We start from the raw sequence: 12586 nt of genomic DNA on the forward strand, positions 1-12586 counted from the left end.
CGCCGATTGCTTCGGACGCATTACCGTCACTACTTTCCCCGAGGAACCCCTTGCGGGGAAAGGGCCCACGGCACCGGATCCCGTGCGGCGGGTGCGCCCCGCGCTACGTTGCGGCTCAGGCCGGAGCCTTGCGCAGCGCGATCGCCTTGAGGAAGATGTCGCCGATCTTGGTCGGGTCCTCGGTGACGAAGGCGCCTCCGCCGGTGACGTCGGTGATCGACTTCAGCTCGGCCTTGCTCACGTCGCTGCCGATACCGATGATCACGACCTGCACCGGCCGCTCCGGGTCCTTGAGCTTGTTGAGCTCGGCCAGGAGCTTCTGCTGCGTGATGCCGTCGGAGTCCTCGTTCTTGCCGTCGGTGAACAGCACGATCGAGTTGACCCGGCCGGGCTCCCAGTTGTCCTGCACCTCCTGGTACGCCGCCAGGACGGTGTCGTAGAGGCCGGTGTCGCCGTTCGACGAGCGGATCGAGCCCAGGGACTGCTCCAGCTTGCCGCGCTGGCGGGACAGCGGCCCGATGGTGAGCAGTTCCCGATGGTCGCGGGCGCCCACCAGCTGCGTGGAGAACGTCCAGAGACCGATCGACCAGGAGTCGTCGAAGAGGTTCAGCCCGCGCCGGGCCGCCTCGACGGTGACCTGCTGCCGGGTCGCGTTGCCGGCGTTGGCCACCTTCTCCTTCATCGACCCGGAGACGTCGATGACGGCGAGCATCCGGCCGGACTGGGTGGCGATCGACCAGCTGGAGACGGCGCGTTCCATGGCCTGCGGGTCGAGCCCGCCCGGAGCCGATCCGCCGCCGTTGGCCGGCGGGGCGGGCGCGCCGCCGGCCGGGCTGGGTGCGCCCTGCGGCGCGTCGAAGCCCTCGCCCCAGTTGCCGTCCGGCGCGCGCAGCGACCGGCTCGCCAACTGGTCGCGGAAGTCGTCGGTGACGAGCACCTCGTAGAGCACCCTCGCCGCCGCCGCCTTGGCCGGCTCGATGCCGGGCAGCACCGCGTACGGGTAGTCCAGCGGCGCGGGCGCCGGCTCCAGGTAGAGCGCGGCCAGCGGCACCGGCGGCTTCTTGCTGTTGTACTGGATCACGTCCTCTTCCGAGAGCGCCGCCGCACCCAGGCTGCTCGCGATCGTCGTGGGATCCGAGGCGGTGGGGAACCGGGCGAGCAGGTCCGGCCGCAGCGCCGAGCGGTCGGTGGCGAGCGCCCGCAGCGCGGCCACCTTCTCCTTCTCCGCGTCGGGGCCGCCGGAGGCGCTGGCGGCGGCCGTCAGGGAGAGCAGGCCGGACAGGCCGGCGGCGTCGCGGGTCGGCTCGACGATCCCGGTGCGCAACGGCTTGTCGCTCTGCACCTGCTGCAGGAGCTGGGTCCAGCTGAACTTCTTCTGCGGCCAGCCGAGCCGGGTGGCGATCGGCACCGGCATCGCCACGACCACCGGGCTGCGGGCGATGGACGCCCCGTTGCCCGGCTCGAAGGCGGTGGCGCCACCGGTCTTGAGCCGCAGCAGCCACGTGGAGGAGTCGGGCACCCAGACGTCCGGGCTGACCGAGGTGCCGCTGGCCTGCCCCACCCCGGCCAGGGTGACGCCGTGCTTGGCGGCGACCGTCGCGGCCACGTCGACCGGATCGGCCGCCGTGACGTTCACCGCGATGCAGGTGCCACCCACCGCGGCACCGTCCTTCACCCAGCGCGCGGCGGCGGCGTCGACCGCCGGGGCGAGCTCGGCCGCGACCGCGACGGACAGCTCGGTCCGGCCCGAGCAGTTCGGTTGCGCCAGCTGCTGGTAGCCGAACCAGCCGCCGGCCGTGACGGCGAGGACGCCCACGGCAGCGGCGGCGGTGGCTGCGTGGAAATTCGTACGCATGCGATGGCGGCCTGCTGACACGGTGACCATCTTGCGGACCTGTCGGGACGACTGCCACGGGCCGTTCGGACGAAAGTTACGCAGAAGAAATAGTTGATCACCTAATTACTACGGTGGGTGATTATGCCGCCTCATCGCGTCGATGTCGCGGACATGTTGGCTGGTCAGGGCAGCACGCAGGTGGGGGACGTCACAGCCACCGGCTCCCCGACCGGAGCCGGGACGCCGGTGCCCGCGTCCACCCGGAAGACCCGGATCATGTCGGCCCGCTCGTCGGCGACGTAGAGGTGCTCCCCGGCCAGGGCGAAGTGCCGCGGCCACTCCCCGCCCGTGTCCACCTCGGCGACCAGCTCCGGCAGCTCGCCGGCGACGGCGAAGACCGCGACGGTGCCCACTCCCCGGTTGGCGACGTAGAGGAAGCGTCCGTCCGGGCCGACCGCGATCTCCGACGGCTGGACGGGCCCGGTGCGGTCGCTGGCCTCGACGCGGCCCCGCTGGTGCAGCGCGCCGTCGCCGGTCAGCTCGTAGGCGGTGACCGAACCGTCCAGCTCCCCCGCCACCCAGCAGCGCCGCCCGTCCGGATGCCGGGCCAGGTGCCGGGGACCGACGCCGGCGGCCGTGCGTACCCGGGGTGCCCGGGGTACCAGCCGGCCGGAGGCCGCGTCCAGGTCGTAGCGGTAGATCGAGTCGGTGCCCAGGTCGACCGCGAGCAGCGGGCCCCGGCCCGGGTCGGGGTTCACCATGTGGGCGTGCGCGCGTTCCTGGCGCTCCCGGTCCGGCCCGTGCCCCTCGTGCTGCACCAGGTCGCTGCGCTCGCCGGGCGCGCCGTCGGGGTCGAGCGGGAACACCGTCACACTGCCGCCGCCGTAGTTGGCCACCACGAGGTGGCCACCGTCCGGGACGACCGCCAGGTGGCAGGGCTCCGCGCCCCCGGTGGGTCGGGTGCCGAGCGGGGTCAGCTCGCCGTCGGCGCCGACGCGGAAGGCGCTGACCTGTCCCTCGGGCAGCTCGTTCACCGCGTAGAGCACGGGCAGCCGCGGGTGCCGGGCCAGGAAGGAGGGCGAGGGGGTGACCGCGACGGTGCCGAGCGGGGTCAGCTCACCGGAGACGGGGTCCCGCCGCGCCGCGACGATGCCGGCGGCCCGGCCCCCGCTGTGCGTCGTGTAGCCGCCGATGTGGACGATCTCGCCCTGACCTGTCACCGCGTCCGCCTTCCGCCGATTCCTCCGTCGATCCCACCAGCGTTCCCACTGGGCCGCCCGCTTAGCCCCGAAACCCCCACCGAATCGTGGCGGCCCGCCGGGCCGCCGCCGGCTCAGGCCGCCGGCACGGGCTCGCCGCGCTGCCGGGCCACGTGCTCGACCAGCGCGATCAGCACCTCCTTGCCGGACTGCCGGTCCCGCGCGTCGCAGAGCACCAGCGGCACGTCGGGGTCGAGGTCCAGCGCCTGCCGTACGGACTCCAGGCTGAACCGGCGGGCGCCGTCGAAGCAGTTCACCCCCACCACGAACGGGACGCCCCGCTGCTCGAAGTAGTCGATCGACGGGAAGCAGTCGGCCAGCCGGCGGGTGTCGGCGAGCACCACGGCCCCCAGCGCGCCGAACGCCAGCTCGTCCCAGAGGAACCAGAACCGGTCCTGGCCCGGGGTGCCGAAGAGGTAGACCTGGAGGTCGTCGTTGATCGTGATCCGGCCGAAGTCCATCGCCACCGTGGTGGTCGACTTCGCCTCGACGCCGGAGAGGTCGTCGGTGCCGATGCCGGCACCGGTCAGCACCTCCTCGGTCTGCAACGGCCGGACCTCGCTGAGCGCGCTCACCAGCGTCGTCTTGCCGGCGCCGAACCCCCCGGCGATCAGGATCTTCAACGCGAGCGGGATCCGGGAGTCGGATCCGGTTCGGTCATAGCGCACGGAGTCCACTGACCACCGCCTTGAGGATGTCGTCGTCGGGCAGGTATGCGGCGGCCGTCGGCTGGTGCACCGCGACCAGCCCGCGCGACAGCAGGTCGCCGAGGAGCACGCGGACCACGCCCACCGCGAGGTCGAGGTCGACCGCGAGCTCCGCGACGGGGACCGGTCGGGCGGCCAGCGCCACCAGGCGCCGGTGCTCGGGGTGCAGCTCCGGGTGGACGGTCGGGTCGGCGGCCGCCTCGGCCAGCACGTACGCGACCAGGTCGAAGCCGACCGCGCCCGAGCGGACCCGGCCGCCGGTGAGGGTGTAGGGCCGCACGACCGGGCCGGCGTCGTCGTCCAGCCACTCGTGCTGCGGCCCGGGCGACTCAGCCCGCATCGGCGGTCCCCGCCGTCGTCCGGGCCGGGGCGCTGAGATACTCCCCGACCCGGGTGACGAGCATCGCCATCTCGTACGCCACGAGGCCGATGTCCGCGTCCGCGTCGGCGACCACGGCCAGGCAGGCGCCCTGCCCGGCAGCGGTGACGAAGAGGTACGCGGACTCCATCTCCACCACGGTCTGCCGGACCGCCCCGCCGGCCACCTGCCGGCTCGCGCCCCGGGCCAGGCTGGAGAAGCCGGACGCCAGCGCGGACAGGTGCTCGGCGTCGGCACGGTCCATCCCGGCGGAGGAGCCCATCAGCAGCCCGTCCGCCGAGAGCACCACCGCCTGTCGGGCGGGCGGCACCCGTTCCACCAGCTCGTCGAGCAACCAGTCGAGATCGGCGCTCTGCCTTGTCGGATGCATCAGGCGTCCCTCTCAGTCGCGGTCATGGGTTCGGTGTCCACCGGCTGCTCGGCCGGCGTCGGGCTCGGGTCCGCACTCGGCGGGTCGGCGGCGGGCGCGGCCTGTCGCGGGGTCGTCCCGGTGGCCGCCGCGCGGCCACGGGCGGTGCCGGCCTGGAGGGCGGACATGATCCGCCGCGCCTCCTCCGGGCTGCGCGGGGCGGGGCCGGCGATCAGCGGTTGCCGCAGCGTCGGGCCGTCCAGCGCGGACCGCCGCCCCGGAGCGTCCCCGGCGGACGAGTGCTCCCCGGTCGTGTCCGGGCCCGGGTGCCGGGGCCGGACCGCCGGAGGCCGCCGGCGTACCCGACGGGGCAGCCCGTCGATCTCCCCGACGGCGTCGACCGGGGCGGGACCGCCGGCAGCCGCCCCGCCCGGGGCCGGACCGGAGGCCGCGCCGTCCGGGGCCGGCCGCGCGGGGCCGGTGCCGGCGTGCCCGGCGCGGGAGGAGGCCGGAGCCCCGGCGGAACGTGCCGTGGTGGGCCCGGAGCGGGCCGGGCGGGGCAGCGTGCCCAGCCGGCTCGCCCGGGTGAGCCGCCGCTCCTCCGGCGTCGAGGCGGGTCGGGGCGCCACCGGCGGACCGCCGGTCGGGGGCAGGGCGGGCTCGTCGGTGACCAGGTCGGCGGGGATGAGCACCACGGCGGTCAGCCCGCCGCCGTCGGACGGGCGTAGCCGCACCCGGACCCCGTGCCGGGCGGCGAGGCGGGCCACCACGAAGTGTCCGAGGCGGGCGGTCTCGGACGGCTCGAAGTCGGGCGAGCGCGCCAGCCGCCGGTTCGTGTCCTCCAGCGCGGCGGCGGACATGCCCAGGCCCCGGTCGGTGACCTCCACCGCGTAGCCGTTCGCCACGTGCTGCCCGGAGACCTCCACCCGGGTCTTCGGCGGCGAGAACGCGGTGGCGTTCTCGATCAGCTCGGCGAGCAGGTGGATCACGTCGCCGACGGCCCGCCCCAGCACGCCGGCGGGTGCCACCGTGGTGATGTCGACCCGGTCGTACGACTCGACCTCGGAGATCGCGCCCCGGACCAGGTCGACCGTCGCGACCGGGTTGCGCCAGCCCCGCCCGGGGGCCGCGCCGGCCAGGATGACCAGGTCCTCGGCGTGCCGCCGCAGCCGGGTGGCGAGGTGGTCGACGCGGAACAGCTCCGCCAGCTCGTCCGGGTCCTCGGTGTGCCGCTCCATCCGGTCGAGCAGCGCGAGCTGCCGGTGCACCAGCCCCTGGCTGCGCCGGGCGATGTTGAGGAACACCTCGTTGAGCCCCCGGCGCAGGGTCACCTCGTCGACGGCCGACTGCACGGCGGTGCGCTGCACCGCGGTGAACGCCCGCGCCACCTGGCCGATCTCGTCACCGCCGTACTCCAGCGGGGGCGCCTCCCGGGCGACGTCGACCTGCTCGCCCCGGCGCAGCCGGGCCACCACGTCGGGCAGCCGGTGCTCGGCCGTCTCCAGCGCGGCTGTGCGTACGCCGGAGAGCCGGTGCGCGAGGTTGCGGCCGACCCGCAGCGACACGAGGACCGAGACCACGACGGCGGCCAGGCCCAGCAGCCCGGCGGCCCCGAGGCGGACCAGGATGCGTACGGCCGACGGCACCGACCGCTCGGCGAGCCCGTCGGCCTGCGCCAGCTCGAACTCCCGCAGCGCCTGCTGCGCCGCCTGGTAGTTCTCCTGCCAGGCCCTCGGGTCCACGGTCGGCCGGGTGGCGGAGCCGGCGCCCACCAGCTCGTCCTGCATCGCCCGCAACCGGGCGAAGGCCGCCCCCTCGGTCAGCCGCTGGAACGCGGCGCGCTCGGCGTCCGGCAGGTCGGCGATCGCCGTCTCGGCGAGGAACCGCTGGTTGCCGACGGTCTGCACCAGCTGGAGGTGCTCGCCGTCGGCGAACCGGCCGGCGGTGAACGCCCCGGCGAGCAGGGCGTCGGTCTGCCCGAGCAGCTCCCGGGACCGGCCGAGCCCGGTGACGGCCAGGGCCTGCCGGTTGAGGTCCCGGTCGGGCAGGTTGGCCATCGCGGAGAACGCCTGGAAGGCCGAATTGATCATTCCGCTGTAGAGCCCGACCGCGCCGGCCCGGTCCACCGCCCGCCGGTCGATGAACCCCCGCCCGGCGGGCAGCGCGTCCAGCGCGGTGACCAGCTGGTCGAGCCGGGCGTCGAGGATGTCGTCGGCGGCGTCGCGCAACTCCTCCCCGCCGACCCGCCGGCGCAGCTCCGCGATCGCCCGGTCGGTCCGCTGCCGCTGCTCGGCGAGCCCCGGCGCGTCGCTGTCGCCCGCCAACTGCACGACCGAGAGCCGTCGTTCCCGTTGCAGCTCGGCCACCACCGTCTCACCGGGACGGCCGAGGTCGTAGAGGAGCGTCCGGGCGGCGAGCAGATCGAGGGCGGGCCCGAAGGTGAGCGTGGTGGCGAAGATCCAGAGTGCCAGCAGCGCGGTCACCGGCACGACGACCAATGCGGTCAGCTTCGAGCGGATCGGCCAGTCGCGGGTGTTCAATCAGACCTCGCCCGAAAGGTGTGGCTGCGGGGGCGCCGGCGCCGGCCGGGCAGCGTCGCGGTCGGACTGTTCCGGCCCGCGGTGCCGGGCAGGTCCGGCTGACGCCTTGGGCAGGATACGTAATCCTCGCCCGATGCACTACCGTCCGTCGCGCCGGGCCTACCGGACGAACGTCCATGATCGACGAACGCCCCGCCGGGCCGGCGGGGCGTTCGTGGGTGGTGCGGATCAGGCGTCGACGGAGATACCGAGGCCCTCGGCGACCCGGCGGCCGTAGTCGGCAGCGCACTGGCTGAAGTGCCAGACCATCTTCTCCTGGATGTGCTTGTCGCACTGGGCCAGCAGGGTGGTGAGGTTGAGGATCAGGTCGTCCCGCTCCCAGTCGGCCATCTCGCGGTAGCGCCGGCCGGCCTGGGCGTAGTTGTTCTGCCGCTCGATCGGGGCCTTCATGACCTGGCCCGAGACGAACGGACGGTACTCCCGGTAGGACTCGTCGGCCTCCCGGAGACCGGCGACCGAGGACGGCTCGAAGTTGATGTGCGGGTTGGCGCCGCGGTCGTCCACCCCGTACGACATCTGGCCGCCGGTCTGGTTGGTGCTGACCCGCACGTCCTCGCGCGGCCGGTTGACCGGCAGCTGGAGGTAGTTCGGGCCGACCCGGTAACGCTGGGTGTCCGAGTAGGAGAACGTCCGGCCGATCAGCATCTTGTCGTCGGAGAAGTCGATGCCGTCGACCAGCACGCCGGTGCCGAAGGCGATCTGCTCGTTCTCGTTGTGGTGGTCGGTGATGTTGCGGTTGAGCGTCATCATGCCGACCGGCAGGTAGGGGAAGTCCTCCTCCGGCCAGATCTTGGTGTCGTCGAGCGGGTCGAAGTCCAGCTCCGGGTGCTCGTCGTCGCTCATCACCTGGACGTTGAGCTCCCACTTCGGGTGGTCGCCGCGCTCGATCGCCTCGTAGAGGTCCTTCGAGGCGTGACCCAGCTCGGTGGCCTGGATGGCGTCCGCCTCGGCCTGGGTGAGGTTGTGCTCACCCTGCTGGGACAGCCAGTGGAACTTGACCAGCACGCCCTCGCCCTCGGCGTTGACGAGGCGGTAGGTGTTCACCCCGGAGCCGCGCATCGTCCGGTAGTTCTTCGGGATGCCGTACGGGGAGAAGAGCCAGGTCAGCATGTGCATCGACTCGGGCGTGTTCGACATGAAGTCGAAGATCCGGTTCGGCTCCTGACGGAAGGTGACCGGGTCCGGCTTCAGCGCGTGGATCACGTCCGGGAACTTGATCGCGTCGCGGATGAAGAAGACCTGGAGGTTGTTGCCCACCATGTCCCAGTTGCCGTCCTCGGTGCGGAACTTCACGGCGAAGCCGCGCGGGTCGCGCGCCGCCTCGGAGGAGTCCCGGCCGCCGATGACGGTGGAGAAGCGGATGGTGACCGGGGTCTTCCGGCCCCTGGTCTGGAACAGCTTGGCCCGGGTGTACGTCGACGCCGGCTGGTCGCCGATCGTCCCGTACGCCTCGAACTCGCCGTGCGCGACGAAGCCGCGGGCGTGCACCACCCGCTCCGGGATGCGCTCCCGGTCGAAGTGGCTGATCTTCTCCAGGAAGTGGTAGTTCTCCAGCGTCGCCGGGCCGCGCGAACCGACCGTCCGCTGCTGCTGGTTGTTGTGCACGGGGTGACCCTGACGGGTGGTGAGGATCGGCCTGCTGGCCTGCGGGTCGCTCATGGCTCTCCTCCTGTGGTCGTGGTCGTCCCCGGCCAGCTCGTACCGGGCCGGCCCGCCGGCCGGGGCGAACCGGCGCAGCATGATCCGACCGGCATCACCCCACCCAAGCGCGTTTTCTGGAACGAGTCAAGTTTTGACGGCCGATCACGCTGTGTGACTCGTCATGCCGTGGCGGGGAATCGACGTGGGTCGGGTCCGTCGGGCAGCGGGGTCGGGTTCGTCAGGAAAGTGCACCGGAACGGGATTGGCGGGCAGTGAGCGGAGGGAATACCACCTGACGAAGGAGGAGCCATGTCGCCCACGCAGATAGTCGTCATCGTTCTCGTCGTGCTGGTGATCGCGGCCGTAGCCGTGGCCGCCCGGTCGTACGCCCGCCGCCGCGCGCTGCGGTCGCGGTTCGGTCCCGAGTACGACCGTGCCGTCGCCGAGCAGGACAGCCGGACCGCCGCCGAGCGGGAGCTGCGGGAGCGGGAGCGCCGCCACGCGGAGCTCACGCTGACCCCCCTCGCCCCCGAGTCCCGGGCCCGGTACTCCGCCGCGTGGGAGGAGCTCCAGGTCCGCTTCGTCGACTCCCCCGCCGAGACCGTGGGCGAGGCGGACGAACTGGTCACCCGGCTCATCGCGGAACGTGGTTACCCCACCGGCGAGTTCTCCGACCAGATCGCCCATCTCTCCGTCGAGCACGCCCGCACGCTGGGCCACTACCGCGACGCCCACGACATCCACCTGCGCAACTCCCGGGGCGAGGCGAGCACCGAGGAGCTCCGCCAGGCCGTCGTCCACTACCGCGCCCTCTTCGCAGACCTGCTCGGCGAGGAGCCGGTCGGAGCCCGACCGTCCGAGCAGCACGACCCGGACAGCCAGCACGATGTCACGAGCCGCTAGGAGGATGACCATGCGCCAGGAAGAGCAGCGGGTGGGCAACGAGCACCCCGAGGCCGTCCGCTCCGAGCCGGTGCCGGTGCCGCCTCCGGGCGACCGGGCCGGCCGGGCCGACGTACCCGAGGACGTCCTCGACGACCGGGGCACCTTCGACGATCCGGCGGTCGCCGACCGCGACCGGACCGGTCGCGACGACGAGCCGTCGCGCGGCCGGGACACCGGCCGGGCCCGACCGGACGACCGGGACGCCGACCGCGAGGGCGGGTTCCACGAGCCGGGGCCGGTGCCGACCGCCTTCGGGGCCACCAGCGTCGGCGGCGCGGTCGCCGCGTCCGCACTGGCCAGTCCCCTGCCGGAGGACGAGCCCGACCCGCGTACGGAGTCGACCGCGCGGCCGGGCGACGGTGCCGTGGGCGGCCCCCGGGAGGGCCGCCGGGCGGACCCGACCGCCGAGTTCCACCGTTCCGTCGGGCTCGGCGACGACCGTTCCGACGACCGGCAGGCCCGCCGGGACGGCGCCGGGGTGCTGCCGCCGGACGCCGCCGACGGCCGTCCCGAGCGCCGGGCCGACGTCACCGGATGGGCCGGCGACCCGGAGGGCGGCGCGGCCGGGGCTGCCGGGTACGGCAGCGCCACGCCCACGATGGTCGACCCGGACGCCGAGCACGCGCCGGCCGGGCGCCCGGCCACCGGCGAACTGGGGGCCGCCGGCACCGACCGGCCGGCGGGCGCGACCGTGGCCGCCGAACCGGCCAGCCTCTTCGACCCGGCGACGGCGCAGGGCTTCCGGGACCGCTGGCGCAACGTCCAGCTGCGCTTCGTGGACGATCCCCGCGCGGCGGCCGGGGAGGCCCAGTCGCTGGTCGACGAGGCCATCCAGGCGCTCTCCTCGGCGCTGTCCGCGCAGAAGAACAAGCTGGGCGGCTGGCAGGACGCCGGCTCCGCCGACACCGAACAGCTCCGGATGGCCGTCCGCCACTACCGCGACTTCCTGGACCGGGTGCTCGGGCGCTGACCCCGGTTCCCCACAGGCGCCCCCGGCCGATCGGCCGGGGGCGCTTCCGCGTCCGGACTCCGCTGTCGGCGGCCGCCCTCCGACGCCTCCGGTGAGGGCCGTCCCGTCCGTGCCCACCCGGGTAGGGAAACGGGGTGCGGGCAGGTTTGGCCGCCGCAGGCGTGAAACTGCGCGTTCGGGGTAATTGCCAGCGCGCACACTCACCGGACACGGATGGTCGACGAAGGGTTACCGGGATGGACGGCGATGGCCTGCGGCTGAACATGAACGTCCTGGACTACGGCATCCTGGCGCTCTACTTCGTCACGGTGCTCGGTGTCGGTTTCGCCGCCCGGCGGGCCATCCGGACCAGCGTGGACTTCTTCCTCTCCGGCCGCTCGCTGCCCGCCTGGGTGACCGGCCTGGCCTTCGTCTCGGCCAACCTCGGGGCGTTGGAGATCATCGGCATGGCCGCCAACGGCGCCCAGTACGGCGCGATGACGTTGCACTACTACTGGATCGGCGCCGTGCCGGCGATGGCCTTCCTCGGCATCGTGATGATGCCGTTCTACTACGGCTCCAAGGTCCGCAGCGTGCCCGAGTACCTGCGGCTGCGCTTCAACCGACCCACCCACCTGCTGAACGCGCTCAGCTTCGCGGTCGCCCAGGTGCTCATCGCCGGGGTGAACCTCTACGCCCTGGCACTGATCATGCAGGCGCTGCTCGGCTGGCCGCTCTGGGTCGCCATCGTGATCGGCGCGCTGATCGTGCTGGCGTACATCACCGTGGGCGGGCTCTCCGGGGCGATCTACAACGAGGTGCTCCAGTTCTTCGTGATCATCGCGGGCCTGCTGCCGATCACGATCCTGGGACTGGTCAAGGTGGGCGGGGTGTCCGGCCTGATGGACGCGGTGCGCGAGTCCAAGCTGGGCGAGGCGGGGCTGCACACCTGGCAGGACACCGGCGGCACCGACAACCCGCTCGGCGCGCACTGGATCGGCATCGTCTTCGGGCTCGGCTTCGTGCTCTCCTTCGGCTACTGGACGACCAACTTCGCCGAGGTGCAGCGCGCGCTGTCGGCCAAGAACATGAGCGCCGCCCGGCGGACGCCGATCATCGCCGCGTACCCGAAACTGCTCATCCCGGTGGTCACGGTGATCCCCGGCCTGGTCGCCCTGGTGACGGTCCAGGGGCTCGGCGCGGAGAGCGGCGACCTGGTCTACAACAACGCGATCCCGCTGCTGATGCGTGACCTGCTGCCCAACGGCGTGCTCGGGATCGCGGTGACCGGTCTGGTCGCGTCGTTCATGGCCGGCATGGCGGCGAACGTGAGCGGCTTCAACACCGTGTTCACCTACGACATCTGGCAGCAGTACGTGCGCCGGGACCGCCCCGACGACTACTACATCCGCATCGGCCGGTGGGCGACGGTCGGCGGCGTGCTGGTCGGCATCGGCACGGCGTTCATCGCCGCCGGGTTCAGCAACATCATGAACTACATCCAGGCGCTGTTCTCGCTGTTCAACGCGCCGCTCTTCGCCACCTTCATCATCGGCATGTTCTGGCGGCGGATGAGCGCGGCGGCCGGCTTCCTCTCCCTGCTGCTGGGCACCCTGGCGGCGCTGGCCACCTACCTGCTCTACAAGGCCGGGGTGGTGCACTTCAACTCCGACCTGGAGGAGAGCTTCTGGGGCGCCGGCATCGCGTTCGTCACGGCGGCCGTCGTCGCCGCCGTCGTCACCCCGTTCACCGCGAAGAAGCAGGACGAGGACCTGCGCGGGCTGGTCTACGGCATGGGCGCCGTCGACGTGCAGGGCGACGTGCTGACCGGGGACGCCGTCTGGTGGCGCTCCCCGGTGCTCCTCGGCCTGATCGCGGTGGCGCTGTCCCTCCTCCTCTACGTGCCGTTCTTCTAGGAAG

The 12586-nt window shown here is 73.1% G+C and carries 10 protein-coding genes; 3 read left to right on the forward strand and 7 right to left on the reverse strand.

The window, feature by feature from the left end:
- Positions 1-115: 115 nt before the first annotated feature.
- From RM555_RS13200 to RM555_RS13230, 7 genes are all read right to left on the reverse strand, one after another.
- Positions 116-1876 carry a substrate-binding domain-containing protein gene (locus tag RM555_RS13200; RefSeq protein ID WP_311412008.1) on the reverse strand — a complete coding sequence of 587 codons (1761 nt, stop codon included), beginning with the start codon at positions 1874-1876 and terminating at the stop codon, positions 116-118.
- Between the two features lie 143 nt (positions 1877-2019).
- A complete protein-coding gene (locus tag RM555_RS13205) occupies positions 2020-3057 on the reverse strand; it encodes a lactonase family protein (RefSeq protein ID WP_311412009.1) in 1038 nt (345 codons plus the stop codon).
- Positions 3058-3170: 113 nt separating this feature from the next.
- Positions 3171-3773 (reverse strand): GTP-binding protein, encoded by a 603-nt coding sequence (locus tag RM555_RS13210; protein ID WP_311412010.1) that lies wholly within the window; start codon positions 3771-3773, stop codon positions 3171-3173.
- Positions 3754-4143, reverse strand: a complete 390-nt coding sequence (locus RM555_RS13215; protein ID WP_311412011.1) for a DUF742 domain-containing protein — start codon at positions 4141-4143, stop codon at positions 3754-3756. The genes RM555_RS13210 and RM555_RS13215 overlap by 20 nt, the downstream gene beginning before the upstream one ends.
- Positions 4133-4552: a roadblock/LC7 domain-containing protein gene (locus RM555_RS13220; RefSeq protein WP_311412012.1), complete on the reverse strand. Its 420-nt coding sequence runs from the start codon at positions 4550-4552 to the stop codon at positions 4133-4135. The genes RM555_RS13215 and RM555_RS13220 overlap by 11 nt, the downstream gene beginning before the upstream one ends.
- Positions 4552-7071 carry a sensor histidine kinase gene (locus RM555_RS13225; protein WP_311412013.1) on the reverse strand — a complete coding sequence of 840 codons (2520 nt, stop codon included), beginning with the start codon at positions 7069-7071 and terminating at the stop codon, positions 4552-4554. Before RM555_RS13225 ends, RM555_RS13220 begins: the two co-directional genes overlap by 1 nt.
- A gap of 228 nt (positions 7072-7299) precedes the next feature.
- The gene (locus tag RM555_RS13230) at positions 7300-8790 is read right to left on the reverse strand and encodes a catalase (protein WP_311412014.1); all 1491 of its coding nucleotides are present in this window, start codon (positions 8788-8790) and stop codon (positions 7300-7302) included.
- A 291-nt stretch (positions 8791-9081) separates the two neighbouring features.
- On the opposite strand from RM555_RS13230, the gene RM555_RS13235 reads away from it, so the two are divergent.
- From RM555_RS13235 to RM555_RS13245, 3 genes are all read left to right on the forward strand, one after another.
- Entirely contained in the window at positions 9082-9675 is a 594-nt protein-coding gene (locus tag RM555_RS13235; protein WP_151453310.1) for a hypothetical protein, read from the forward strand.
- Between the two features lie 10 nt (positions 9676-9685).
- Entirely contained in the window at positions 9686-10687 is a 1002-nt protein-coding gene (locus RM555_RS13240; protein WP_311412015.1) for a hypothetical protein, read from the forward strand.
- A 236-nt stretch (positions 10688-10923) separates the two neighbouring features.
- On the forward strand, positions 10924-12582 hold the full coding sequence (locus RM555_RS13245; protein ID WP_311412016.1) for a sodium:solute symporter family protein: 1659 nt from the start codon (positions 10924-10926) through the stop codon (positions 12580-12582).
- Positions 12583-12586: the final 4 nt, after the last annotated feature.

Origin of the sequence: Micromonospora reichwaldensis, from assembly GCF_031845925.1 — a bacterium.
GTDB classification, from domain to species: Bacteria; Actinomycetota; Actinomycetes; order Mycobacteriales; family Micromonosporaceae; genus Micromonospora; species Micromonospora reichwaldensis.